Origin of the sequence: Weissella oryzae SG25 (assembly GCF_000691805.2) — a bacterium.
GTDB lineage: Bacteria > Bacillota > Bacilli > Lactobacillales > Lactobacillaceae > Weissella > Weissella oryzae.
The window spans coordinates 87,157-112,920 of sequence record NZ_DF820492.1 but is presented as its reverse complement, the minus strand read 5'-3'; the positions used below and the strand labels follow the sequence as shown (position 1 = coordinate 112,920).

Here is a 25,764-nt window from a genome sequence, read left to right as displayed (position 1 = left end):
ATTACGTTTTGTCAGTTTAATAGATTTAATTAACGATAGGAGGCCGTCATGGCTGAAGAAAAAACATTTCCAATGACGCTTGATGGAAAGGCAAAAATAGAGGCAGAACTTAATAAATTAATCACAGAGACTCGCGCTGAAATCACTAACCGAATTCAAATTGCACGTAGTTTTGGTGATTTATCTGAAAACTCTGAATATCAATCTGCTAAAGATGAACAAGCCTTTGTTGAAGGACGAATTAACACCTTGCAAAGTATGCTTGATAATTCCGTCATCATTGATTCATCAGAAATTGCTGCTGATGAAGTTGCCTTGGGTAAGATTGTAACTTTCCAAGAGTTACCTGATGAAGATCCTGAGACTTACGAAATTGTTGGTGCCGTTGAAGCTGACCCACTTGCTGGTAAGATTTCAAACGAATCACCAATCGCACAATCTCTAATTGGTAAGACCGTTGGTGATGAGGTTACTGTTACCCTACCAAATAACGGTTCAATGGATGTAAAAATCCTTTCTGTTAAAAATGCTTAATAGCGTTAAGCAGTGACTGAGCTTTTAGCCCAGTCACTTTTTCTTTATCAAAAAAGCCGGCAATTAGGCCGGCTTTTTTAATATACATATTTTTACTTACTACTCTTGCTAGCCGCCCCAGCCGCATTATTAGCGGATTGAACCTTACTAGTATTCTTCAACTGGTCATCATAGGTCTTTGAATAATAGATTTCACCGGTCTTTAAGTTAGCTACGAAGAAGAGATAGCCTTTATCTTGATCCTTAGGATTTAACACTGCTTCTACTGAGCTAACGGTTGGACTGTCAAATGGTCCAGGTCCAAATCCAGTATTCGCATATAAATTATATGGTGAATTAACCTTAACATCCGCATCACTTAAATTCGCCTTATCCGTATCTAAGGCGTACTTAACCGCCACATCTGAAGCCAATGGCATATTTACCTTAATCCGATTCAAGAAAACACCGGCAATAATACCACGATTATCTTGACTAGTGCCTTCACGTTCAACCAAAGAAGCTAAGGTCATCACTTGTTGAACCGTCATTCCTGATTGCTTAATCTGGTCGAAATATGGACTCATTTTTTCGTAATCAGCGGCCACCATTTGGTTAATAATTTGGCGAACATTGGCTGCATTTTTCACTTCATAGGTTGCAGGATATAGATAACCCTCTAGCTTATAACGTACGTTTTGTGCATTAACCGCATCATCTAACAAACCAGGATAAGCGGCTTTTAGGCGGTTCAAAAAGCTTGTATCATTTAGTGCTGCTAAAAATTCCTTAGCAGAAAAGTTAGTTTCAACGGCAACTTCTTTAGCAATTGCCTCTGCATTCTCGCCCTCACGAACTGTTACAGCCCCTTTACCATTCAATGGATAAGGCGATCCACCTGCGGATAATTTAGTAGTAATTGTGCTAAGTGACATGGCTGGACTAAGTAAATAGTAACCTGCTTTTAATTCGGCGACATTCTTTACATCAATATAATGTAAAAATGCCTTATCTGAACGAATTACACCCTTATTTTTTAAATCAGTTGCAATGGCCTTAGTGCTCGTGCCACTCTTAATTTCAATTTGTTGTTCACGCTTCGAACTGCTATCTAATGCTGAATAATTGGTAACCTCTGCATGATAATAGACAGCATAACCAATGCCGATTACCAACAATAAGCCAATAACGGCAATAATGATTCTCATTCGCTTAGATTGCTTGGGCTTTTTCCCGCCAGGGCGCTGCTTTTTAGCACTATCCTGGCGTGTAGTACGCGCTTCAAATTTTTGCATCTTATTATATTCTCCCAAAAATAAAAATCCACATTATCGAAAGTATAACAGCAATACCACGAAAATGTGAATTTTTAACTTTTTAATTAAGAACTTTTTACAAAACCGAAGTTTAGCGCAATTCTGCCGCAAAGTCCTGTGTTAATTGTTGGGTAATTTTTTCAACCGCAACATTAACATCGTCATCAACTAGGGTTGCCGCTGGATTAACAAAATTCAAAGTGTAAGCCAAAGACTTCTTACCTGCTGGCAAATTATCACCGGTATACAAATCGAATAGTTCAACATCATGTAGATAAGGTCCACCCGCTTGTTGAATTGCCTTTAGCAAGGCTGTTGCTTCGGTCTGCTTATCAACCATAATTGCTAAATCACGACTGATTGCAGGATAACGTGAGATTGCTTTATATTGATCAGCACGCTGCTTAATGGCCATGATTGCTGTCAAATCAAGCTCAAATCCATAGGTTTCATTAACCTTATAAGCTTTAGCAGTACTTGGGTGAATTTGCCCAATAAAACCAAGAACCGTTTCACCAAGGCGTAACTCAGCTGTACGACCTGGGTGCATCTCAGGATAATCTTGACTAGCGACAAACTCAACTTGATCAAGCAAAGCCAAGTTATTCAAGTATGCCATTACAATCCCCTTAAGAGTAAAGAAATCTACTGGCTGCGCTGCTTGATTCCAAGTGCGCTTTGTCCAATCACCAGTTATCACACCTGCCAAATGCTCAACTTCAACCGGTAACTGGGTTGGATCAGTCGATACAAACACTCGTCCTTGTTCATACAAAGCTAAATCTTTTTGCTTGCGTGCAACATTGTAAGCAACATCATCCAATAGTCCCGTCAATAGTGAACTACGGGTTTGCGAACGGTCTTGACTCATTGGGTAGTCCAATTTAATCGGCTCACCGGCATGTAATTTGAAATCTTGGGCTTTTTGTGGCGTTGTCAATACATATGAGATTGCCTGATTTAGACCCAAGCCTTCCAAAATATGGCGACTTGCCCGAATTAATACCTGTTTTGCACTCAACATACCGGGAGTTGTTTCCCCAGTTGGCAAAGTAGCTGGTAGCTTATCATAACCATACAAACGCGCAATCTCTTCAATTAGATCAGCTGGCAAGCTAATATCCCAGCGTCTTGCTGGAATGGTTACGGTAAATTCATCATTCTCAACTGTATAAGCAAACTTTAGTTGGTCAAAAATCTTAGCAATCGTTGCCGCCGTAATTTGCGTTCCCAATACATGGTTAGCTTGCGCAACACTTACTTTCACTACAGGTGCTACATATTGATAGTCTTGTGCTACCAAACGTCCTGCTGCTACTGTTCCGCCAGCTAATTGTGCAATTAAGGCTGCGGCATGGTCTAAAGCCACAAAGGTTGCCTCTACGTCAACGCCACGTTCAAAACGCTGTGAAGCTTCTGAATGAAGGTTTTGGCGTTGGGCAGTCTTACGAATCATGCTTGCCTCAAAGACCGCACCTTCTAAGACAACATTCACCGTTGCATTGGTAACTTCAGTTGACTCACCGCCCATGACACCCGCAAACATTAGACCTGTTTCACCATCAGCAATAATAATGTCCTGCTCATCAGCCAAACGTTCTTGACCATCTAAGGTCTTAATTTGTTCAGCCGCCTTGGCAGTACGCACATTAATCTGCTTATTAGGCAAACTATCAAAATCAAAGGCATGCAAAGGTTGACCGTACATTAACAACATGTAGTTGGTTACATCAACTACGTTATTAATTGGCCGAATTCCCATCGTCCATAGCCGGCGTTGCAACCAGAGTGGTGAATCCTTAATCTCAACGTTTTCAACAACGCGCAGTGCATACTTACTTGCTAAATCAGCTGGTGCCGTTGCTGAGAGTAAATCAGCCGTCTTGTGGGCAGATTCAGTTAATTCAAAAGTTGGTAACTTAACCTCTTGCTCCAAAATTGCTGCGACTTCAAAAGCGGTACCGTTCATTGAAAGCATGTCAGCCCGATTTGGTGTAATACCCGTTTCTAGCACATCATCGGTCAAGCCTAATACTTCTAGCGCATCTTCACCCGGCTTTAGACTTGCTGCATCCGTAACATCAAAGACCCAAATACCGGCTTCAAAGGCCTTTGGTGCGATTTTATCATCAAAGCCCAGCTCCTGTAAGGCAGCCAACATTCCATTTGACATTACCCCACGCAACTTGCTCTTTTTGATTTTTTGACCGCCACCAATTATTGAATTGTGCTTCGCCAAAATTACGGTTTGACCAACTGCAATATTAGGTGCCCCAGTCACAATCTGAATTGGTTCATCTTCACCCGCATCAATCTGGGTAATTACCATGTGATCAGAATCTGGGTGTGGCTCTACTGATAACACCTTAGCGATGACAACATTCTTCATATTTCCCTTAGGTTGTGATTGACCTTCAATTTCAACCGCCGTACGTGAAATCTTTTCGGCAAGTTCATTGACTGGCAAATTAATATCGACATAATCTCGTAGCCAATTTACTGAAACTTTCATAGTATTTTATCCTCTCTGCGTGAATTGTTCTAAGAAACGTACATCATTCAAATAGAAGTTACGGATATCTTCGACCCCATACTTTAACATGGCAAAACGATCTGGGCCTAAGCCAAAGGCAAAGCCGCCGTATACATCTGCATCAATGCCTGCCATGCGCAATACGTTAGGGTGAACCATTCCAGCACCAAGAACTTCAATCCATTCGATATCTTCTGGCTTGGTATCAGCGGTAACCGGTCCCCAAGAAACATCAACCTCAACTGAAGGCTCAGTAAAAGGAAAGTATGATGGCCTTAGGCGGATATCGTGGTCATCACCAAAGAGTTGGTGGGCAACTGCTAGCAATGTACCCTTTAAATCAGCCATTGTAATGTGCTTATCAAGTACTAAGCCTTCGACTTGGTGAAATTGATGTGAATGCGTTGCATCATCCGTATCACGCCGATAAACACGACCTGGTGAAATCATCTTCAAAGGCCCCTTAGTAAAGTCATGGTTTACCATTGCCCGAGCTTGCATTGGTGATGTCTGCGTCCGCATCAGAATCTCGGGTGTAATGTAAAAGGTATCTTGCATATCACGGGCGGGGTGATCTTTTGGCAAGTTCATCATTTCAAAATTAAACTTGTCAGTTTCAACTTCTGGTCCCTCTAATACTTGATAACCCATTCCCATAAATTGATCTTCCAAGTCATCAATGATTTGTTGCAAAACATGGGGTTGCCCCTGTTTTAAAGGCCTTCCTGGCAAAGTTACATCAAGTTTCTCAGCACTTAGTTGGGCTTGCAAAGCAGCTTTTTCCAGCTGGGCTTGCTTAATACTAATGGCATCAGCCAACTTATCGCGAAGCTCGTTGGCAATTGCCCCAACTTTTGGGCGTTCCTCAGCACTTAAATCTTTCATACCGCGCAATACTTCAGTAATCGGTCCCTTTTTACCAAGCCAATTAACCCGAACTTGATTCAGCTCTTTTAAGTTATCAACTGAGTCTTTAATTTCGTTTAATGCTTGCTTTTTTAAAGCTTGTAACTCATCAGCTAAACTCATCTTAGTTCTCCTTTTTTGAATAAAAAAAGTCCCTTTGGTAAATAAATACCAAAGGGACGTCTATAAACGTGGTACCACCCTACTTTAACAGTCAATTGCCCTGTTCTTAGGGGCCCTATAACGCGGGCTAAGTCGGGACAGCCTTATCAACCATCCTACTCCTGACTGAAATTCAGTTTGTCATCATCTATGGCTCACACCCACCCATAATCGCTGAAAAGATTAACCAACCTACTAGGTCATTCAAAGTAATAAATTTATTTTACCGATAATTTTTTAATCTGTCGAGTCCCTTAGCTAAAAATTAAGGCTAACAGCGCCACTAATGCGGGTAATCCTTGAACCAAGGCAATTTTTTTATTAACGGTTAGTGCGCCGTATAGCGCAACAATTACAATATAAACCATTAAAAGGCTCAAAAAGATTTTTCCAGCATTGGCCATGAAAAAAATACCAACTACCAAAATTAATGCGCCCAAGGCACCATTATAAATACCTTGATTCGCTAGTAAAGATCGGACTTCCTTGATATTTAACACCTTTTTATCGATACCAAAAACAGCTGCTTGCTTTTCAGCTGACATAAACATCTCCAAAATCATAATATAAAGTGCTTCCAACCCAACTAACATACTTAAACCTAAAGCAAACATCCACTTCTCCCCTATCAGCAAAAAAAGGTCACTTGAACGATGTCTAAGTAACCACTTTTTAAATTAATTAATTTTAGCTATTCCACTTATCTGACCAAGTATGGATTGCTTCCATCATTGGTCGCATTGATTCACCACGCTCAGTTAATGCATATTCAATCAAAGAAGAATCTTCATAGGTCCGACGTTCAATCAAATCAGCTTCTTCAAGCTCTTTTAAGCGTTCGACCATTACACGATCAGAACAGTTAATCACTGCTCGTGACAAGTCCTTAAAACGGCTTGGTCCCTCATTAAGTAAGACTTCAATAATTAAGCCATTCCATTTACGACCTAAAATATTAAAAGTAGCAGTGAATTTATCACAAATTACTGCATCAGCACAGTTTCCTTCGCTTACCTTTTGTTCAGTTGCTGCTGTCATGTTTTGTTTCTCCTTACTTATTTTACTAACAATTACTCGGTAATTATTTTAGCGCTAATTTTAGTGCATTGCACGAATCTTTGCTTAATAACCGGATTTCATTTTTTTAGCAAGTTGCGAATTTTTCGCCACTTAGGGGCAAAAAAATCAACCAAAGCAACCCAATCATCAACTAAATCAACCAATAAACTTTCTCTAAAATGCGGCAAGGCACTGGTTGCCCCCCACATGTGTTTAAGTATAATATCTTTTTCCATCGGTGAAAGTGCCGTAATTTTTTCGGCATTTCTAAAAGCAACCCGGGGATGAATGAAGGCGTGCGTACCTAGTTCGAACTTAGTTACCCGCCAATCATAAAAGAATAAATCATGTAACAAGCCGGCTCGCGCAACCGCAGTTGCATTTAGGCCATAGCGTAAAGCTATTCGATAGCTTAAATAAGACACATCAATTGAATGTTGCAACCGATCAGAATGATGATGTTGCACATAATTCTTAAGCAATTGAACTTGTGGGTGTGCCAATAGGTCACCCACAATCTCCAAATAAACCGTATCTTTTTGCCATTTCTGTGCTTGCATCAAACCATCTCCTATTCATCCAAGGCTGACAGCTACTTATCTCTTACCGATTTTTTAAAGCAAACATCGCAATCCCGGCGGCTACTGCAACATTCAATGACTCAGCTTGACCAGTTAGCGGAATATATAGGTTTTGGGTCGTCATTTCAGCTAAATCAGTCCGCATTCCCTGACCCTCATTTCCCATAATCAAGGCAAACTGGCTTTGAGCTGGAATCGTGAACAAATCAGCGGCACTAGGATCAAGTTTGGTTCCATAAACATTTAGCCCGTTTTGCGTAAAGGCGGCCGTCCATTCAGCTAAGTCACCAACTGTGAGGGTCAAATGGAATTGGCTACCTTGCATTGCCCGCAAAGCTTTGGCTGAATATGGGTCAACTGTTCCTTGACCAAAGACAACTCCACTATATCCAGCTGCATCCGCCGTTCGTACCATGGTACCAATGTTACCAGGGTCTTGAATTCCATCCAAGAACAACCAAGCGCCGTCATGAATAAACTGTGGTGAACGACTTGCTACTGGTAACGTCACTTCCGCAAAAATTCCTTGTGGTGTTACTAAATCAGATAGCTTCTTTGCAATGTCGTCATTAATTTCAAAAACTGGTACACCCAAAGGAAGTTCATCCTGATGTTGTGCTAGTTGTTCTGGTGTTGCCATGATTGCATGTAATTTACCATCATGTTTAATTGCTTCTTCAACTAAATGCCAACCATCTAAAAGATAGGTTTGACTAGCTTGCCGTCCCTTTTTAGATTGTAACTTTTGCCAAGCCTTTACGCGACTATTTTGCACTGAACTAAGCTTTTCCATAAATTAATTATACCTTTTTCTTCCTTGAACTTGCATGAAAACTAACCCTTGAACAAAAAAATCGCATCCAAGTGGATACGATTCTTCGAAAGGAGATAGAGGGATTCGAACCCCCGCGCCGGTTTCCCGACCTGACGGTTTTCAAGACCGTTCCCTTCAGCCAGACTTGGGTATATCTCCATGACTTTCTTACGACAAATACTAATATAAGTTATTTGCATATTAATGTCAAGATATCCATACCATGAATTGCTAAAAGGCAAGGCTTATATACCACTTAAATCCTAAGTTATTAAGCTTTATTGCTTAATTAATCCGCATAACTGGCTTCGTAACTGGCCTCATCTAAGACTAAGTCAATCTCACCAATATACTCTTGGGCTGCTCCGCGCACAAAATTATGCTTGAACTTCCAGAGTGAATCTTCAACATCTTCCTTTTCAATCCCACCCAAATCATAAAGGGGCATATGACTGTCAATGGCCCACTGAATCATTTCGACTTGAATTGCATAAGCAGCCCCATTTACTGGCGCATCATCAATTGTACCAGCGTACATATACCAAATCTTTGAGCCAATCTTAAAAGCAATTCCGGTTCCAATCGTTTGCTCTTCAAAACGGGCCCGATAAATTCGCATCATATCAGTGCCAACAAAGGCATCTACCATACGTTGGAAATAGTCCTTTGGTCGATATGTAATACCATGTCGCTGGCTCATAATTTCATAAGTCATGTAAAAATCATCTAAATCGCTCTGCTCGAGACCAAAATCAACCACGATACCATCACGGAATGGCCGCCGTAATTTATTTTTAGTCTTTGAAGGCACAAAATCAAAAGCGGTTTCTGCATCTGGCTTAACCGTCAAATCCATCACCATATTCAGGCGTGGTTGAATTGTGGCGTGCATCCCACCCTTTAAGCCCCGATTACGTGTGACATAACCACGAGCCTGTAATTGTGCGTTTAACTCATCACTATAACTAATCTCAGGATCAACCTTCAGAACATAGACATCATCATTTGCCAAAGCTAGCTTTGCTTCTTGCATTAAACGATCAAATAAGTCTAAATCCTGCATATCCATAACTGGACCTTTAGAAGCATAAGCAAACATCTTACCATTGGCCTGCTTAATCATAAGAATTGATAGTGCAGCGATAATCTGCTTATCTGCATCTTCCAAATAAACATAGCGTGGTGTCCAGTTATTTTTAACTTCTGCCCAAGCTAAATCCTGGGTTATTTGCGCAAAGGGTGACTGCCGAACAAAATCATTATAGCGGGCCAAAGCGTCTGAATCATTCATATCTAAAAGTGGCATTAATATACTCCCTAAATTTTCTTATTCTGTTTTTAACTGACTATATACCAAACTGGTTCCACCATACTACCTGGGGCTCCCCACTGATCACCCATAATGGTCCCACCTTTTAACTAAGCCCGTCCAAACATTTATAATATAATAATATACCACACTCTCTTATAAGAAAGTTAAAGCCACCAGCTAGATCTAACTAAATCAATAAAAAAGGTAACTCATCAGTATCGGTGAGCTACCTTTTTTTTCATCTATATATTAGCCAAATTTGAAATAACTACGCCACCTAAGGCAACCAAGATTACTCCAATAATGATAAAGACCATTTGACGCTTTGACTTACGTTCACCAAGAATCCAAATACTTCCAAAGACTCCAACGATAATTCCCATTTGTGACAACGTGGCCGCTGTTGCTTGTCCAATCTTTGGATTAGCTGCTGAGATAAACATAAAGACATTTCCAACTGCCCAAACTAATCCGGTAACTACGTTACGCCAAGTTGCCTTAGCGAAAATTTCGCGTTCCTTCATAAAGAAGATAACGATAATTAAGGCTCCAACGACTTGTCCAATTGATTGTGGGCCGACAATTGAAGTCATATAGTATAGGCCATCTGCTGATCCATGTGGCCCAGCTTTCAAACTAGCTGAGATATAACCTATCTTGGCTAGTAGATTTGGGAAGACAAAATACATCATGTATCCCAAAGTTGAAATTAACATTGCCAACAACCCAGCTGACCAGCTAAAATCAATATTCATCTGCTTAGGTGCATTAGCGTCAGGTATTGATGTGAAGTATGCTCCCAAAGCAACCATAGCAATCGCAATCAGACCAAATAGCCACATCCGTGAGCTGGTCCAATCACCCAAAACAGCCGCCGCCATAATTGCATTAAAAATAATCTGACCAGCCGTTGAAATTGGATTACCAATTGAAACCCCTAGTTTTTTAAACCCAATGAACTGACCAGCGGTTCCAACTGCCCAGAACAAACCAGAAACCACGCCAACAACCCAAATCTTAGGATTGAAGGCATAATCACTCCCAGCTACGGGGAGAACGTAGATTAACATCGTCCCTAGTCCGAAAACTAAGGCTCCAATTGTCATCCCCAAAGTTCCTTGTGCGGCAGAGCCACCCATTTTGGTGGTAACAATACCAACCGATCCCCAAGCGATTGCCGGAATCAAAGCAATTAAAATTGACATATATAAAACCTTCCACTCAACATTATATTAGTAACAACGTGATTTATAATACAATAAATAAAACGCTTTCACAAGACTAAATCGTTAAATTTTTCCATAATTTAGGTATATTACTAATTAGCGCCTATACATAGTCATCTTAAGTATAAGCATTCAAAATACTCTACCTATTAAATTTACTGGAGCTTACTTAAAGTTAAGTAATCAACAACAAGTAATGAAAAAATCGATAAGCAGTGGATATCCACTACTTATCGATTCGATTTTAATCTGGATTTTGTTCAGCCAATTTCCAACGTAGATAAGCATTAATAAAGGGATCCAAATCACCATCCATAACCCCTTGTGGGTTACCTGATTCGTAATTTGAACGATGGTCTTTTACCATTCGATAGGGCTGGAAAACATAAGACCGAATTTGTGAGCCCCAACCATTCTCTAACTGCGTACCTGAAATTGCTGCTCGCTCAGCTTCTTTTTTATCCATTTCAAGTTGATATAGCTTAGCTTTCAACATACCGTAAGCAGTATCCTTATTTTGGAATTGTGACCGTTGTTGCTGTGAGGCAACTACAATTCCGGTTGGTATATGCGTTAAGCGAACTGCTGAAGACGTCTTATTAATATGCTGTCCACCGGCACCAGACGCCCGATAAACATCCATCTTAACATCCGCCGGATTTATATCAATTTCAACTGAATCATCTAATTCTGGCATTACATCGATTGATACAAAAGATGTATGGCGGCGGCCGGCCGAATCAAAGGGTGAAATTCGTACAAAACGATGGACACCACGTTCTGAACGTAGATAACCATAGGCATTATGCCCGGTAATCATCAAGGTCGCTGAATCGATTCCTGCAACATCCCCGGGATGATAATCCATCAAATCAACCTTAAAGCCATGCTTTTCTGCCCAGCGGGTATACATGCGCTGCAAATTGGCTCCCCAATCGGCCGATTCAGTTCCCCCGGAACCTGGATGGATTTCCAAAATTGCATTATTTGCATCGTATGGTTCATTCAATAGCTGCGCCAAACGATAGCTTTCCAAATCTAAAGCCAGTTGCTTTAAATCAGCTTCCATTTCAGCTTGCATCTCATCATCAGGTAGCTCACTCAACAACTCTAAGGCCGTTGCAATGTTTTCAACAGCTTGGGTCAACTTGAGATAGTTGTCACGTCGCTCTTTCAAAACATTGTTTCCATCAATCACCTTTTGCGCTGCCAGATTATCATTCCAAAAATCAGGCATTACCATCTGATGCTCGTTGGCAGCAATTTCATCATTTAGTGCGTCTAAGTCTAATGAGTCACCAAAACGAACAATTTCATCGTTCATCAACTCTAACTCATGCCGTACTTCTGATAGTTCCATTTCTGTCTCCAATCTTCTTTTATACCAACAAAAGCTTCCACGCTTTTACTATGTACAAGAGCCGAATGACTTTCTTACGAATTCATCCGGCCCAATTGTTCAACTAATGATTAGGTATGCTTACCTAATATTTTTTAGTGCTTAACGGAGATTTTGACGAATTTCAGCCTTCATAAATAGCCGCGTAACGTCGTACTCAATATCAGCAATCATCTCTTCAAACATTTGGAAGCCTTCATTTTGATATTCAATCAAAGGGTTTAGTTGTCCATAGCCACGAAGCTGAATCGCATCACGAAGCTCGTTCATCGCTTCCATGTGGTCAGTCCAACGGGCATCGGCAACCCGCAGTACAACCACTCGTGAGAACTGTAGTAACTGATCAGCATCAGCTAACTGGGCTTCCTTAGCTAGATAAACATCCTTTGCCAAGCCATAGAGATAATCTTCAATTTCAGTTTGACTCTTCTTTTCCAAGTCAGCTAGTGTAACTTCACCCTCGTTTACCAAAATTGCACCGGCAAAATCAACAACCGGCTTTAAATTCCACTCTTCTGGCTTACCAATCGTGTGTGAATCGACTACTCGCTTAATCGTACGTTCCGCCATTGGTAAAATCACATCTACCAACGAATTTTCTTCGTCGATTACAGCATTCCGATTTTCGTAGAAAGTATTACGTTGTTGTGACATTACATCATCGTATTGTAAGACGTTTTTACGTGAATCGTAGTTATTTCCTTCAACGCGCCGTTGTGCTGATTCAACTGAACGGGTAATCAAACGGTTTCGGATGACCGCATCCGATTCATCTAAGTTCATACGCTCCATCATTAGGCGAATTCGCTCACCACCAAAACGAACCATCAAGTCATCTTCCAAAGATAGGAAGAACTGGGAATAACCATTATCACCTTGACGACCGGCACGACCACGCAATTGATTATCAATTCGGCGTGACTCATGACGTTCAGTACCAATTACGGCAAGGCCGCCAAGTGCTGCCACGCCAGGGCCAAGCTTAATATCAGTTCCTCGACCAGCCATATTAGTTGCAATCGTTACGGCACTTTTTTGACCAGCATTTGCAATAATCTCAGCTTCACGTGCGTGATTTTTCGCATTCAAAACATTATGAGCAATTCCTTGTGCATCAAGCATGCTTGATAGCATTTCAGAAGTCTCCACTGCAACCGTACCAATCAACATTGGTTGTCCCTTGGCATGCAACTTCTTAATTAAAGCAACGACCGCATTAAACTTTGCATGCAACGTTGGATAGAGCAAATCTTGATCATCAACCCGGCGAACTGGCCGATTTGTTGGGATTGTAATAATCTCCATATTATAAATTTCGCGGAATTCTTCGGCCTCAGTCTTGGCGGTTCCAGTCATTCCAGACAGCTTTTTATACCGTCGGAAAAGATTTTGATAGGTAATCGAGGCCATTGCTCGATTATCCTCTTGAATCTGAACTTGCTCTTTAGCTTCCAAAGCTTGGTGCAAGCCATCAGAGAAACGCCGACCTTCTTGGATACGTCCGGAGAATGAATCAACTAAGACAACCTCACCGTCACGGATAACATAATCTTTATTGTTATCCATTGTGTAGTTAGCCCGCAAAGCTTGGTCGATATGGTGGGTCAAAGCCGTATTTGACGCCCCATAAAGGTTATCCAGGTTAAAGTAACGTTCGGCCTTTTTAATTCCTTCATTTTGCAACAATACAGTCTTGGCTTCCATATCAACCTTGAAATCATCTTCGGCCACCAAAGACTTCACAAAACGGTCTGCCCGAATATACAACTGGGTATTTTCCTGTTCTGGTGCGCCTGAAATAATCAATGGTGTACGCGCTTCATCAATCAAAATCGAATCAGTTTCATCAACTAGTGCAAAGTTCAAAGAACGTTGTACACGGTCTTCTTTGTTTGCCACCATGTTGTCTCGTAGATAATCAAAACCAATTTCTGAATTAGTTGAATAGGTAATATCTGCATTATAGGCGTCACGCTTCTCACTCGCTGATTTCTCAGAAGTATTGATGCCAACGGTCAAACCTAACCATTGGTACAATTCACCCATTTCCTCACCATCACGCGCTGCCAAATATTCGTTAACTGTAACGACATGGACACCTTGTGCTGGGAGAGCATTTAAATAGACCGCCATTGTAGCCGTCAATGTTTTTCCTTCACCAGTCCGCATCTCGGAAATATTACCGCCATGCAAGACCGCCGAACCCATAATTTGCACACGGAATGGATACAACCCTAAGACACGCCGGGCACTCTCACGTACGACAGCAAAAGCCTCAGGTAAAATATCATCTAGCGTTTTACCATCTTTTAGTAATTGACGCAAATATGGTGTTTTTGCTTTTAATTCTGTATCACTTAATGTAGCCATCTCATCTTGGTACGCTTCAACTTGGTCAGCGATGCGGTTGAGACGGAGCATCTCTTTTTTATCACTTTCAATAATGTTCCTTAACGGATTTGCCATTCTATTTTTCCTTTGCAAGTTGTTAAACTAAATCAATATAGTCTACTAAATTTTACCATAAATAACTCTAAGACTACACTGGCAACTATAATAGAAAAACCAAACCACCCTTTCTTACTAGAAAAGTAGTTTGGTTTTATTTTTGTTGCTTGCTAATTCAAATTACAAAAACTCGTTAATGTTAGCAATGGCTTGCTCACGGCCAAGTAACTCAATCAAATCGCCCAAATTTGGACCATCTTCTTGACGGGTTGTTGCGATTCGTAGTGGATTCCAAAGCTCACGGCCTTTAATACCAAGCTCATTTTGAACTTCGCGAATCGCCTTTAAAATATCAACTGATAAGAAGACTGGCATCGCAGCTAACTTTTGTGCAAATAATTCTAGCGCTGGTCGAGCGGTATCAGCGGCCATCCATTCCTTAGCTGATGCTGGAATTTCATCTGCGGCTGGCATTGCAAAAAAGACTGGCTTAACTAAGTCAACAATTTCTGAGGTATATGAAACACCCTCTTTATACATATTGATAACTGAACGCAACCATTGCATCCGCTCAGTTGATAACTCTTCAGCCGTAACTAAGCCAGCACTGATTAAGTTCTCAACCATTTGAGCAAATACGCGTGGCTCATCGGCCTTCTTAATCCATTGATTGTTTACCCAGGCTAATTTCTTACTATCAAACTTAGCTGGTGATTTTGACAAACGAGTTTCATCAAAAATTTTAACCAATTGTTGCTTAGTAAAAATTTCTTCGGTACCAACTGGTGCCCAACCCAACATAACGATGAAGTTCAACATTGCTTCTGGCAAATAACCTAAGTTGCGGTATTGCTCAATAAACTGCAAAATTGTTTCGTCACGCTTTGACAACTTTTTTCCAGTTTCTGAGTTAACAATCAAAGTCATATGTCCAAAAATTGGGGCTTCCCAGCCAAAGGCTTCGTAAATCATCAATTGCTTAGGTGTGTTTGAAACGTGATCGTCTCCCCGCAATACGTGCGAAATTTCCATCATGTGATCATCAACCACCACAGCAAAGTTATAGGTTGGCATACCGTCAGCCTTTTGAATGACCCAATCACCACCAACTTGGTTGGCGCCAATCTCAACGTGGCCCTTAACAATATCATCCCAAGCATAGGTCTTCTCAACTGGCACCCGGAAACGTACAACTGGCTTTAAGCCGGCATCTTCGGCCCGAGCTTGAACCGTTGCAATTTCTTCAGCTGACATGTTCGCATACTCATAGACATAGTGTGGAGCTTCTTTAGCTGCAATCTGTGCCTCACGTTCCGCCGTCAACTCTTCAGATGTCTTGTATGACTTATATGCAAGTCCCTTATCCAATAGTTCTTGAATTAGTGGCTTATAAATCGCCAAACGTTCTGACTGCCGGTAAGGCCCATACTTACCTGGGTTAGCTGGTGATTCATCCCAATCAAGGCCAAGCCACTTCAAGTTATCCAACTGTGATTGTTCACCATCAGCAACATTACGTGCAGTGTCCGTATCCTCAATCCGAATTACAAACTCGCCTTTGTTGTGCCGAGCATATAACCAATTAAATAAAGCAGTCCGAGCATTTCCAATATGCAAATGTCCAGTAGGTGATGGCGCGTATCGAACGCGTACTTTCTTCTTGTCAGCCATGAATTTCAACTCCTCAATGACAATATCATTTTAGTAACTGTTTTCTAATATAGCACAAAGTTCGGCTTTTCGGCCGGTAACTTTAATTTTCTACCAAATTTCCAAAAATCATCCGCCCAGCATCGGTCTGCAGTGACGATGTAACTTCGACCGTAACATTCTCTTGCAAATGATTACGCCCGTCTTCAACAACGATCATCGTTCCGTCATCTAAATATCCGACCGCTTGCTTACGTTCAGTTCCATTACGAACCAATTGTACCCGCATTTTATCCCCCACAACAACGCGTGGACGTAGGGCACCAGCAAGCTCATTAATGTTTAATACTTCAACATTTTGAAAAGTCACAACCTTATTTAAATTATAATCATTCGTTACAAGAATGCCATTAACATCCTTAGCAAGGCGAATCAACTTCTCGTCAACTTCTTTAATGTCATCGTAGTCGCCTTCCCACATTTCAAGGGGTACTGCATCAGTTTCGCGTAATTCATTCAAAATATCGAGGCCACGACGACCGCGTACTCGCTTGATTGATTCGCCAGCATCTGCAATATATTGCAATTCATAAAGCACAAAATTTGGTACTAACAAGGTTCCCTCAATGAAGCCAGTTTTTACAAGATCTGCGATGCGTCCGTCAATCAAGATGTTCGTATCCAAAATCTTATAATGATGATAATTAGTCTCTTCATCGGTTAATAAGTCACTGCCATTGTCTGACTTTCTTGGTCGAATACGGGTTCTTTTGGCTAGAGACGGAATCAAGGTCCGCCATTCATCGATTCTGGTAGAACCTAGTCTAAAACCTAAATATCCAAACAAACCTAGTAGAATTACTGGAATAATTGCACTAAAGAAAAAATTATTCATCCGTGTCAGAGGCGTTGAAATCAAAACTGCCAAAGCCAAACCGATAATCGTAGTAACTGAGGAAACAAGCAAAGTCAAAGGTGATTGCTTATTTAAAACTACCTCAAGTTGATGTAACCCACGATCAACTAAGCGCCAGGTATAAATACCAATTACAAAAAGAATAAATGCACCAATAATGAAATCCGTCACCGGATTAGCTAACCAAATCAAATGTTCAATTTTAAAAATCCGCCATAGAATTGGCAAAATTGAAATTGCCAGCCCACCACCAACTAAGGCATAGGCACCTAAAATTAATCGTTTTCTTAACATAGTTAGCCTCCTTTCTAAATTAATTTAAAGCCAATCGTAAAGCATCCGCTAGCGTTGCCACTGGAACAATTTGCAAGGAAACCTCATCCAAATCATTCGCCACACTCTTAGGGACAAAGACACGTTTGAAGCCCATCTTTTCTGCCTCAAGTAAACGTTCATTAATTCTTGGCACCCGTCTGATCTCGCCAGTTAAGCCAATTTCACCCACAAAAGCATCGGTCGCTTGGGTTCCTACATCCTTGTAAGATGAGGCAATAGCAATTGCTACTGCTAAATCAATGGCTGGCTCATCAAGGCGAACACCACCAGCTGCTCGAATATAGGCATCTTGATTTTGCAACAGCAAATTCGCCCGTTTTTCCAAGACTGCCATCAAAACCGAAACACGATTGCGATCAATTCCTGCTGCGGTCCGTTGCGCATTACCAAAAACCGTAGGAGTCAGGAGGGCCTGGACCTCGACCATAATTGGTCTTGTCCCTTCCATCGCAATCACAACCGCCGAACCACTTGCATTAGCCAAACGTTCTTCCAAGAAAATATCCGATGGATTAGCAACCTCAATCAGGCCCGTTTGTTCCATCTCAAAAATACCTAGTTCATTTGTTGAACCAAAGCGATTTTTCACTGCGCGCAACAAGCGATAAGCGCGCTGGTTGTCGCCTTCAAAGTAAAGCACAGTATCAACCATGTGTTCCAAAATTTTCGGCCCAGCTATTGCTCCTTCTTTTGTAACATGACCCACAATAAAAATTGTAATCCCATTAGTTTTCGCAATTTGTAATAGCTCAGCAGTTGTTTCACGAATTTGTGCAACCGAACCAACCGCTGACTGCACATCAGGTTGTTGCATCGTTTGAATTGAATCAATAATTACGTAGCTTGGTTTCACTTCGTCAATTGCTTTTCTAATACGACTCATATCAGTTTCTGGGAACAAAAAGAAATCTGCATCGGGTTCTACACCCAGCCGTTCAGCCCGTAACTTAATTTGGCTGGCACTTTCCTCACCAGAAACGTACAAAACCGTCCCAGTGCTTGCTAGTTGACCTGAAATTTGCAATAACAGTGTTGATTTACCAATTCCAGGGTCACCACCAATCAAGACCATCGATCCGGGCACAACGCCACCACCGAGGACACGATTAAACTCTGCCAGATTTGTTTGAACACGAGGAGTTTCTTCAATATTTACCTCGGTTAATTTTTGAACTTGCGCAATTTCACCGGCTAGATTAACCCGTGACTTACGGTCAGCCTTTTCGGGCTGCATAACTTCTTCGACCAAAGTTCCCCAAGCGCCGCAGTTAGGACAACGTCCCATATAGCGTTGTGATACATAGCCACAATTTGAGCATACAAACTGGGTCTTTTGTTTTGCCATTTTTCACCTCACTCTTTTAATTACCCGAACTACCAAAGCCACCAACCCGCGCCTGCTTTTTTGCTGTCTGATCGCTATCAGTTAACAAGAATGGCATAAATATTCCTTGGGCAATTCGATCACCTTTTTTAATTTTAACTGTACCTAGTGAGAAATTAAGTAATTGTACAAAAATCTCCCCTTCATTTTGCGGGTTATCAACATAATCAGCATCAATTACCCCAATCCCATTTGGCAGGATTAGTGAGCGCTTCAATGGATTTGACGAACGGTTTGCTAGGATCAAAACTTCATCGTCTTGCATATAAGCTTTAATTCCCGTTGGTACTAGATAAGGTTTCAAGACAGCTTGCCCGGCAGCTAAATCGTCGGCTGACGGTGATTTTTGTTGCCAAATCTGCCATAAAATTTTGATAAAATTCAAACGCCAAATTGACGGCAATTCAAAATCTTCAGCTGCCGCAAAATCATACCCAGCAGCGTGTTGCGTAGCCCGGCTAGGTAAACTTAGTTGAGCATCTTTAAATCTATCCACAATTGCAAATCCACGCTTCATATTATTGCCCTCGTTTTTAACTATTTGTTTTCAGTATAACTTAAAATTCTGCTAAAAAGAAAAAGCAACCTAATAAAATGGTCGCTCATTACTTTCTTTTAATCTTTATATTGCAGCGCTTGATAATCTGCCCGTTTTAAAAATTGCATTCGTGCATATGAGCAAACTGGCTTCAAAGTAATTCTAGCATTCCGAGCCCGTTCAACTAGCTGTGCTAGTATCTCACTGGCAATTCCACGACCACGTAACTCAAAGGCAACCCGAATCTCATCAATTGACCAAGTAGCACCATCATTAATAATTGAAAAACGCAATTCAGCATCAACCACACCTTGCGCATCAGCATGCCAAAGGCGTCCCAATTCATATTGAAATTCCATCTTAGAAACCTCCCAGCTTTAGCGTAAAGTTCGTGCAAAACTTGGCTGATCATAGCGTTGCAATGCTTGTTCGATAATTTTCCCATCGCTCACGGCAACAGTCATGATTTTCCCACCACCTAGGTAAATCGCTACTTGGTGTGGCTCAGTCTCCAGCCCCCAAAAAACTGCATCACCTGGAATCAATGCATCCAACGGTACAGCGGTCATTTGATCAACCATCCCCGTAAGATTATCAGTTATATCTACGCCAAAGACTTCACCATAAAAATCTTGCATGAATCCCATTACATCATAACGCCCATCAGCACTTAAGAATGGCCGGCCTTGATAACTATCAATCCAATCCCAAAGTTGTGATTTCAGATAATCCATCATACCTGCCATTAACTGACGCTCAATGCCGCTGTCTTGCATGTCGGCCGTTTTACGTAGCTCGGTAATTTCAAAACCCTTACCTGCTTTTGAACGGCTATAAAAAAGCTCGGCCTTTATTTCGTCATCTGCTTCAGTTACCCAAATATGACCAAATTCATAATGTGTCTGCATGGTTGTAACCTTTCTTAATAAAAAACTGGCTAGGAATCAAAATCCCCAGCCAGTTAATGTGTTTCTTATTGGTGAATGAACAACAAACCTGAAGTTGAAATTGTCCGTGTGTGGTAAATCAAACCAAGATAGTTTGCTTCAGAAATATTAACAGTTCCGTTAGCATTGACTGAGTCAACTACCGCAACGTGACCATAAGTTGCATCTGCACCTTGAACACCAGGTCCAAAGTAAGCAACTGAACCAGCAGTAGGTACACTGCTTACAGTGTGACCAGCTGAAACAGCTGAAGCTGCCCAGCTACTTGCGTTACCCCAGTAGTTACCAACCCAAGATAGTTGTGACTTCACGTACCATGTGCATTGTCCATATGGGTATGTGTTAGTCGTATCAACAACTGTATTGTTTTGGTTAGAGTTACTGTTCGTATTTGCGTTTGTATCAGTATTAGCTGATGAATTTGAATCAGTTGAGCTACCATTACCTGACAAGTTCAATACTTGTCCAGGGAAGATAACTTGTGCTGGGTTCAAATTGTTTAATTGAACTAAGCTAGCTAAAGTCATACCATGCTTTGAAGCGATACCATACAAAGTATCACCACTAACAACCGTGTATGAAGCTGATGAGCTTGTGTTGCCAGCATTGTTATTGTTGCTGTTGTTACTATTGTTATTTGTAGTGTTTGAATCAGCACCAGGAATATTAATGTTTTGCCCAGTAAGAATCAAATTAGTATTTGAAATACCATTAGCTTGTGCAATAGCATTAACTGATGAGTTGTAACGTGCGGCGATACTATACAATGTATCCCCAGACTTTACGGCGTATGTCGTATCAGCTGACGCGACAACTTGTGAACCAGCGATAGTTGCAACGGCCCCAGCTGCAACCAATAATGAACCTTTTATTGAATTCATAACTTTATTTCTCCTATACTGTTTAATTCCACCGCTTTTAACGATGCTAACATAAAATAATCTTTAACTTTATCAAGTACAGGGATTATTCTACCTGCACTTTGTTACATGAGCAGGTAATTAATATTTAATTTTCTTTACTTTGGTTACAAAAATGTTACAAATTTAAAAATTAAACAAAATCATCATTTTTGCTAGCCAATAAATATGCAAAACCTTTGAAAAAACCTAGATAAAAATTGGGTGATTAATATAATTTTTCAAAAAAATTATTATGAGTTTTTAATAACAAAAGTAAAGACAAGCTTTTCGTTCTCTAAAAAAGTAACCCTTTCTTTATAAATATATTACAAAGATAAGTCATCACAAAGGGCCTAAACTTAAAATATAAGTTTAGGCCCTTTAGCTTTTTATTAATTATTCTAGAATCATCAGCTAGCCTTTACCTTAGTAACAGCTGGTTTGGCTGCTTTTATCGTAATTTTATTATCTTCTAAGTCAGCCACTAGCGCCTTTTGTGTCGGATGATCTAAATAGAAATCAGCGATTTGATCTTCTAATTGCTCTTGGATTACCCGCCGCAAAGGACGCGCACCCATATTTGGATCATAGCCTAATTCGACTAGGCGTTCCTCAGCTGCTTTTGATACCGTGACCTGTAAACCATGCTCAGCTACAGTCTTATTCATGTCAGCAAGCATCAAGCTTGTAATATTAAGTAAATCACGTTTGTTCAACGGGTTAAATTGAATAATCCCATCGAAACGGTTCAAAAATTCTGGTCTAAAGTATGGAGCTAAGCGATGTAAAACATCAGCCTTACTCTGCTTATCAGTTGCAACTTTTTCTGCCTCAAAGCCTACTTTAGGACTTTGCACACCAGTTCCCGCATTTGAAGTCATGATGATAATCGTGTCCTTGAAAGATACTGTGCGTCCCTGTGCATCAGTTAGCCGACCATCATCTAAGATCTGTAAGAACATGTTCATAACATCAGGATGTGCCTTTTCAACTTCATCAAGCAAAATCAGACTGTACGGATGACGACGAACAGCCTCCGTTAGCTGACCAGCTTCCTCATAACCAACATACCCCGCTGGTGCACCAATCAATTTAGAAACTGAATGCTTTTCCATGTATTCAGACATGTCAAAGCGAATCATATTGTCCGCCGTACCAAATAACTCTTTGGCTAATTGCTTAGCCGTTTCAGTTTTACCGACACCAGTTGGTCCAACGAAAAGAAAAGAGCCAATTGGTCGTCCAGTTTTGTTGAAACCAACTCGATTACGCCGAATCGCCCGAGCAACCTTATTAGTGGCTTCACTTTGGCCAATTACATGTTGGGCTAAATTATCAGCCAAGTTTTGTAATTGACTTTGTTCAGCTGCTTGTAAATCACCAACCGGAATCCCAGTACGTTCTTCAACAATTTTTTGAATATCTGCTACTGTTACCATGGCTGCATCAATTTTTTGTGGTGCTTGCTGTTCAATTGCTTCTAATTGTAGTTCTAAGCGATTAATTTCATCCCGTAGCTTAGAAGCTCGCTCAAAAGCTTCATGCTCAACAGCACTCTGCTTTTGCGCTTCTGCATTATGAATTTGTTGCTTTAAGTCCTCTGGATTGGCTACTTTCAAAGTTAAGTTCTTACGTGAGCCAGCTTCATCTAACAAATCAATCGCTTTATCCGGCAAGAACCTTTCTTGAATGTAACGACTAGACAAATTTACTGCTGCTGCCAACGCGTCATCAGCATAATGGACTTGATGGTAAGCCTCATAGCGTGCTCTAATCCCCTGCAAAATCAGTAAGGCTTCCGCCGCCGTCGGCTCATTAACTTGAATCGTTTGAAAACGCCGTGCAATTGCTGCATCTTTTTCAATTTGTCGGTATTCGCTCAAAGTCGTTGCACCAATTAATTGAAACTCACCACGTGCTAGGGCTGGCTTCAAAATATTACCAGCATCCAAAGAACCCTCACCCGCAGTTCCGGCACCCATAATTTCATGAATCTCATCAATAAAGAGAATTACATCAGCCCTTTGGGTAACTTCTTTCATCAATTGCTGCATCCGTTCTTCGAACTGCCCGCGGACCCCTGTGCCCTGCACAAGCGAAACCACATCTAAGCGGATAACTTCTTTGTTTGCCAACTTAGCAGGTACACTACCGTCAACAATTGCTTGTGCTAGCCCTTCGACCACAGCCGTTTTTCCAACCCCGGCTTCACCAATTAAGACTGGATTATTCTTAGTCCGGCGGTTTAGAACTTCAATTACCCGCTTAATCTCGTTATCTCGACCAATCACTGGGTCAAACTTACCTTCGCGAGCAAGTTGCGTCAAATTTATGCCAAATTGTTCCAATAAATTACCTTGTTCATTTCCCGTTGCTTGGCCTTTAGCTTGTTGCTGTTGCTGCATTGCTTGTGCTTGTAACATTCGTTCACGCTCTGCTTGCTGCATACGCGCTGCATCGCTATTCATCATGCGGAAAATATCATCAAAATTTGAAAAAGCAAATGGATCTTGTGCCATATTTGCTACCTCCTAATCATTCATATATCATCATATTTTTCTTGTTAATTTCGTTTATTTTGTAGTTTGACCATTATTGACCTTTCCACTATTTATATATTAGCACTCTGGTAACGAGAGTGCAAGAGACAACGAAAATAAAAGGGCTAATCGTTGCCGATTAACCCTCACTTACTTATTTTGAAGTTGCCTTCAATGTCTCATAATATCCAGTCCAAGTCAGTGTAATATAGCTACCGATGTATGACCAAAGCAGCGCAAATGCCAGTACCGCTACAATATCATTCACAAAACGGAACAATAAAAACTCTACTAAAATCACAAGCATAAACCACCAGAAAAAGGAAGCCACTGCCGTCAGTAGTTCAAAGCGATGCCCCTTAACCAAAGCCAAACCTTGCTTAAGCATCGTTCTCCCCCCCAAGCTACGGTCGCGCAGTTTTGCATCTAACATAAAATAGGGACCAAAAGTATAACCTAAAATTTTGTAGATTAACAAAGCAAACAAAGCCCAAGAACCTAAGCGTACGATCCAAGCCCATCCAATCAAGCCTGAACTATCAGCACCCATACTCCCAGTCATAAATGCTAGACCGGTCAGCACACCTGCCGCATAATTTAATAAATAAGGTAACAAACCCCATAAAATTATAAATATTCCCGTCACAAAGGCGACTAAAATGCTTCGCTTCAACCAATCTATCTGTAAAAATTGCTGAAAATAACTAGTAAACGGTGCTGCCTTCGTTGTTGAATCACGCCACTGCGCTAGTGCTCGATACTGTATGACTTGAAGACCATAGCTAACAATCAGACCGATTAAAAATAAGCCCAAGAAGAATAATAACAAGACACCAATCAATGCCATTGTACTTTTGACCCGCACAAATCCACCAATTAAAGCACCTAAAAGAAACAAGCCCAAGGCCATTGTTACAAATGGCATCAACCAAAGACTCAAGTTGCCCAACCAATCGCGCTTAAAAATTTTTTGTGCTTGTGCTTTTATTTCAACTCTGCGCAAGCGATTTTGTTCAATATTTTCCTGTATTTCTTTCCAAGCCATACTTTTCTCCAGACATTTTTAGATAGAGATTATTGTAAATAACATACCTTAAATATTAATTATACTAAAGCTAACCCAAGGTACTAGTCGAACGTAACAACAACCTTACCTAAACCAGTTCCAGCGGCCACCTGATTTTGAGCTTTTTCAACTACTTCAACACTTAATCCGGACATTGTTTCTGTCAAGGTTGAAAGAATTTGTCCGTTTTCCATCAGCTCACTTAGCAAAGCCAAAGCCTGACCTTGACTTGCAACCGCGTAGCCCGTATTAGTTTTTGTAAACATAAATTCCCAGTCTAATGATGCGGATTTATTTTTTAATTTACGAACCTCTAGAGGAGCCTTAGGTTCAACAATCGCCCCAATATGTCCGAAGGGGGCGATTAACTCGGCAGCCGCTTCGATATGTTGCTCAGGTTGATGTAAAATTGCAATATAATCAACTGGTGCTAAATTAAGTGATTTAACAACTGCAACGTAATCATCACGATGGTTTATAACCTGATCAGCGCCAAAATCATTAACAAGTTGCACCGTTTCAGGCCGAGAAGCAGAAGCAATCACTTCCATACCAAGCCATTTAGCAAGTTGTATCATCACCAAGCCAACGCCACCAGCTCCATTAATAATTAATAAACGCTTTCCTTTAGCTGCCTGCATTTGCATTTCAAGTTTAAAGTGATCATGCAACAATTCATAGGCCGTTAAAAATGTCAGCGGCATTGCTGCCGCCGCCGCTGGACTAACATTCTTTGGTGCCAAAGCTGCAATCCGCGCATCAACAACTTCATATTCTGCATTTGAACCAGTTCGATTCAATTGACCAGCATAAAAGACCTGGTCACCGACCTTAAAATTGGCTACTCGCTCACCCAAGGCGACAACCTCACCAAAGCCATCAAATCCTAAGACCCGTGAGGCCCCCAATTTATTGGCTTGTTCTCGCTGTTTTGCATCGACCGGATTTATCCCAGATGCAAACACTCGCACTAGAATGTCCTCAGCATTTGGTACAGGGCGTGGTATATCCATTAATGCCAAAGGTTTTGCTTGATTGTCAGTCGTTACTAGTGCCTGCATTCTGCTTGTATTTTGTTCCATCATCATCGTTTTCCTTCTATTCTATCTACATTTTTTGCTAATGAAAACAGCTAAGCTAAGCATATTAAATCAGCTTATAAGCTCCACTGCTTACCAGTCACTAACTAAACAAATATGAAAGATACCAAATTAGT

General features: G+C 40.9%; 22 protein-coding genes, 1 tRNA gene and 1 other annotated feature. Of the genes, 1 reads left to right on the top strand and 22 read right to left on the bottom strand.

Annotation, left to right across the window (positions count from 1 at the left end):
- Positions 1-48 precede the first annotated feature (48 nt).
- A complete protein-coding gene (greA, locus tag TT13_RS07400; protein ID WP_027699388.1) occupies positions 49-534 on the top strand; it encodes a transcription elongation factor GreA in 486 nt (161 codons plus the stop codon).
- A gap of 92 nt (positions 535-626) precedes the next feature.
- Here greA and mltG read toward each other — a convergent pair whose 3' ends face one another.
- The 22 genes from mltG to TT13_RS07290 all read right to left on the bottom strand — a co-directional run bounded on the left by mltG (position 627) and on the right by TT13_RS07290 (position 25,636).
- Positions 627-1,808 carry an endolytic transglycosylase MltG gene (gene mltG / locus TT13_RS07395; RefSeq protein WP_027699387.1) on the bottom strand — a complete coding sequence of 394 codons (1,182 nt, stop codon included), beginning with the start codon at positions 1,806-1,808 and terminating at the stop codon, positions 627-629.
- Positions 1,809-1,920: 112 nt separating this feature from the next.
- Complete coding sequence (pheT, locus tag TT13_RS07390) at positions 1,921-4,341, bottom strand: phenylalanine--tRNA ligase subunit beta (protein ID WP_027699386.1); 2,421 nt, start codon at positions 4,339-4,341, stop codon at positions 1,921-1,923.
- Positions 4,342-4,347: 6 nt separating this feature from the next.
- Positions 4,348-5,391, bottom strand: a complete 1,044-nt coding sequence (locus TT13_RS07385; RefSeq protein WP_027699385.1) for a phenylalanine--tRNA ligase subunit alpha — start codon at positions 5,389-5,391, stop codon at positions 4,348-4,350.
- 49 nt (positions 5,392-5,440) lie between these two features.
- Positions 5,441-5,647: a binding site (T-box leader), on the bottom strand.
- A 37-nt stretch (positions 5,648-5,684) separates the two neighbouring features.
- Positions 5,685-6,044, bottom strand: a complete 360-nt coding sequence (locus TT13_RS07380; protein WP_027699384.1) for a DUF1304 domain-containing protein — start codon at positions 6,042-6,044, stop codon at positions 5,685-5,687.
- Positions 6,045-6,117: 73 nt separating this feature from the next.
- A complete protein-coding gene (locus TT13_RS07375; protein ID WP_045476932.1) occupies positions 6,118-6,468 on the bottom strand; it encodes a winged helix-turn-helix transcriptional regulator in 351 nt (116 codons plus the stop codon).
- Between the two features lie 98 nt (positions 6,469-6,566).
- Positions 6,567-7,049, bottom strand: coding sequence for an HD domain-containing protein (locus TT13_RS07370; RefSeq protein ID WP_027699382.1), 483 nt, complete (start codon positions 7,047-7,049; stop codon positions 6,567-6,569).
- 43 nt (positions 7,050-7,092) lie between these two features.
- A complete protein-coding gene (locus tag TT13_RS07365) occupies positions 7,093-7,863 on the bottom strand; it encodes a TrmH family RNA methyltransferase (protein ID WP_027699381.1) in 771 nt (256 codons plus the stop codon).
- Positions 7,864-7,953: 90 nt separating this feature from the next.
- Positions 7,954-8,043: transfer RNA gene (locus tag TT13_RS07360), tRNA-Ser, on the bottom strand.
- A 130-nt stretch (positions 8,044-8,173) separates the two neighbouring features.
- The gene (femX, locus tag TT13_RS07355; RefSeq protein ID WP_027699380.1) at positions 8,174-9,190 is read right to left on the bottom strand and encodes a UDP-N-acetylmuramoylpentapeptide-lysine N(6)-alanyltransferase; all 1,017 of its coding nucleotides are present in this window, start codon (positions 9,188-9,190) and stop codon (positions 8,174-8,176) included.
- Between the two features lie 248 nt (positions 9,191-9,438).
- On the bottom strand, positions 9,439-10,401 hold the full coding sequence (locus tag TT13_RS07350) for a GRP family sugar transporter (RefSeq protein WP_027699379.1): 963 nt from the start codon (positions 10,399-10,401) through the stop codon (positions 9,439-9,441).
- Between the two features lie 265 nt (positions 10,402-10,666).
- Positions 10,667-11,782, bottom strand: coding sequence for a peptide chain release factor 2 (gene prfB, locus TT13_RS07345; protein ID WP_027699378.1), 1,116 nt, complete (start codon positions 11,780-11,782; stop codon positions 10,667-10,669).
- Positions 11,783-11,923: 141 nt separating this feature from the next.
- The gene (gene secA, locus TT13_RS07340) at positions 11,924-14,287 is read right to left on the bottom strand and encodes a preprotein translocase subunit SecA (RefSeq protein WP_027699377.1); all 2,364 of its coding nucleotides are present in this window, start codon (positions 14,285-14,287) and stop codon (positions 11,924-11,926) included.
- A gap of 162 nt (positions 14,288-14,449) precedes the next feature.
- The gene (gene gltX, locus TT13_RS07335) at positions 14,450-15,940 is read right to left on the bottom strand and encodes a glutamate--tRNA ligase (protein WP_027699376.1); all 1,491 of its coding nucleotides are present in this window, start codon (positions 15,938-15,940) and stop codon (positions 14,450-14,452) included.
- Positions 15,941-16,022: 82 nt separating this feature from the next.
- Positions 16,023-17,129 (bottom strand): PIN/TRAM domain-containing protein, encoded by a 1,107-nt coding sequence (locus TT13_RS07330; RefSeq protein ID WP_027699375.1) that lies wholly within the window; start codon positions 17,127-17,129, stop codon positions 16,023-16,025.
- 19 nt (positions 17,130-17,148) lie between these two features.
- On the bottom strand, positions 17,149-18,516 hold the full coding sequence (gene radA, locus TT13_RS07325) for a DNA repair protein RadA (protein ID WP_027699374.1): 1,368 nt from the start codon (positions 18,514-18,516) through the stop codon (positions 17,149-17,151).
- Positions 18,517-18,532: 16 nt separating this feature from the next.
- The gene (locus TT13_RS07320; RefSeq protein ID WP_027699373.1) at positions 18,533-19,072 is read right to left on the bottom strand and encodes a dCTP deaminase/dUTPase family protein; all 540 of its coding nucleotides are present in this window, start codon (positions 19,070-19,072) and stop codon (positions 18,533-18,535) included.
- Positions 19,073-19,170: 98 nt separating this feature from the next.
- Positions 19,171-19,452 carry a GNAT family N-acetyltransferase gene (locus TT13_RS07315; protein ID WP_027699372.1) on the bottom strand — a complete coding sequence of 94 codons (282 nt, stop codon included), beginning with the start codon at positions 19,450-19,452 and terminating at the stop codon, positions 19,171-19,173.
- 18 nt (positions 19,453-19,470) lie between these two features.
- The gene (locus TT13_RS07310; RefSeq protein WP_027699371.1) at positions 19,471-20,001 is read right to left on the bottom strand and encodes an NlpC/P60 family protein; all 531 of its coding nucleotides are present in this window, start codon (positions 19,999-20,001) and stop codon (positions 19,471-19,473) included.
- A 65-nt stretch (positions 20,002-20,066) separates the two neighbouring features.
- On the bottom strand, positions 20,067-20,921 hold the full coding sequence (locus TT13_RS07305) for a COG3942 and LysM peptidoglycan-binding domain-containing protein (protein ID WP_027699370.1): 855 nt from the start codon (positions 20,919-20,921) through the stop codon (positions 20,067-20,069).
- A 431-nt stretch (positions 20,922-21,352) separates the two neighbouring features.
- Positions 21,353-23,461, bottom strand: a complete 2,109-nt coding sequence (locus TT13_RS07300; RefSeq protein ID WP_045476930.1) for an ATP-dependent Clp protease ATP-binding subunit — start codon at positions 23,459-23,461, stop codon at positions 21,353-21,355.
- A gap of 175 nt (positions 23,462-23,636) precedes the next feature.
- Positions 23,637-24,527: a DUF975 family protein gene (locus TT13_RS07295; protein WP_027699369.1), complete on the bottom strand. Its 891-nt coding sequence runs from the start codon at positions 24,525-24,527 to the stop codon at positions 23,637-23,639.
- 83 nt (positions 24,528-24,610) lie between these two features.
- On the bottom strand, positions 24,611-25,636 hold the full coding sequence (locus TT13_RS07290; RefSeq protein ID WP_242868528.1) for a zinc-binding alcohol dehydrogenase family protein: 1,026 nt from the start codon (positions 25,634-25,636) through the stop codon (positions 24,611-24,613).
- Positions 25,637-25,764: the final 128 nt, after the last annotated feature.

What these genes read in the sequence shown, in the direction of transcription:
- greA (WP_027699388.1), top strand. Translation starts at nt 49, where the DNA reads ATGGCTGAAGAAAAAACATTTCCAATGACGCTTGATGGAAAGGCAAAA.
- mltG (WP_027699387.1), bottom strand. Translation starts at nt 1,808, where the DNA reads ATGCAAAAATTTGAAGCGCGTACTACACGCCAGGATAGTGCTAAAAAG.
- pheT (WP_027699386.1), bottom strand. Translation starts at nt 4,341, where the DNA reads ATGAAAGTTTCAGTAAATTGGCTACGAGATTATGTCGATATTAATTTG.
- TT13_RS07385 (WP_027699385.1), bottom strand. Translation starts at nt 5,391, where the DNA reads ATGAGTTTAGCTGATGAGTTACAAGCTTTAAAAAAGCAAGCATTAAAC.
- TT13_RS07380 (WP_027699384.1), bottom strand. Translation starts at nt 6,044, where the DNA reads ATGTTTGCTTTAGGTTTAAGTATGTTAGTTGGGTTGGAAGCACTTTAT.
- TT13_RS07375 (WP_045476932.1), bottom strand. Translation starts at nt 6,468, where the DNA reads ATGACAGCAGCAACTGAACAAAAGGTAAGCGAAGGAAACTGTGCTGAT.
- TT13_RS07370 (WP_027699382.1), bottom strand. Translation starts at nt 7,049, where the DNA reads ATGCAAGCACAGAAATGGCAAAAAGATACGGTTTATTTGGAGATTGTG.
- TT13_RS07365 (WP_027699381.1), bottom strand. Translation starts at nt 7,863, where the DNA reads ATGGAAAAGCTTAGTTCAGTGCAAAATAGTCGCGTAAAGGCTTGGCAA.
- femX (WP_027699380.1), bottom strand. Translation starts at nt 9,190, where the DNA reads ATGCCACTTTTAGATATGAATGATTCAGACGCTTTGGCCCGCTATAAT.
- TT13_RS07350 (WP_027699379.1), bottom strand. Translation starts at nt 10,401, where the DNA reads ATGTCAATTTTAATTGCTTTGATTCCGGCAATCGCTTGGGGATCGGTT.
- prfB (WP_027699378.1), bottom strand. Translation starts at nt 11,782, where the DNA reads ATGGAACTATCAGAAGTACGGCATGAGTTAGAGTTGATGAACGATGAA.
- secA (WP_027699377.1), bottom strand. Translation starts at nt 14,287, where the DNA reads ATGGCAAATCCGTTAAGGAACATTATTGAAAGTGATAAAAAAGAGATG.
- gltX (WP_027699376.1), bottom strand. Translation starts at nt 15,940, where the DNA reads ATGGCTGACAAGAAGAAAGTACGCGTTCGATACGCGCCATCACCTACT.
- TT13_RS07330 (WP_027699375.1), bottom strand. Translation starts at nt 17,129, where the DNA reads ATGTTAAGAAAACGATTAATTTTAGGTGCCTATGCCTTAGTTGGTGGT.
- radA (WP_027699374.1), bottom strand. Translation starts at nt 18,516, where the DNA reads ATGGCAAAACAAAAGACCCAGTTTGTATGCTCAAATTGTGGCTATGTA.
- TT13_RS07320 (WP_027699373.1), bottom strand. Translation starts at nt 19,072, where the DNA reads ATGAAGCGTGGATTTGCAATTGTGGATAGATTTAAAGATGCTCAACTA.
- TT13_RS07315 (WP_027699372.1), bottom strand. Translation starts at nt 19,452, where the DNA reads ATGGAATTTCAATATGAATTGGGACGCCTTTGGCATGCTGATGCGCAA.
- TT13_RS07310 (WP_027699371.1), bottom strand. Translation starts at nt 20,001, where the DNA reads ATGCAGACACATTATGAATTTGGTCATATTTGGGTAACTGAAGCAGAT.
- TT13_RS07305 (WP_027699370.1), bottom strand. Translation starts at nt 20,921, where the DNA reads ATGAATTCAATAAAAGGTTCATTATTGGTTGCAGCTGGGGCCGTTGCA.
- TT13_RS07300 (WP_045476930.1), bottom strand. Translation starts at nt 23,461, where the DNA reads ATGGCACAAGATCCATTTGCTTTTTCAAATTTTGATGATATTTTCCGC.
- TT13_RS07295 (WP_027699369.1), bottom strand. Translation starts at nt 24,527, where the DNA reads ATGGCTTGGAAAGAAATACAGGAAAATATTGAACAAAATCGCTTGCGC.
- TT13_RS07290 (WP_242868528.1), bottom strand. Translation starts at nt 25,636, where the DNA reads ATGATGATGGAACAAAATACAAGCAGAATGCAGGCACTAGTAACGACT.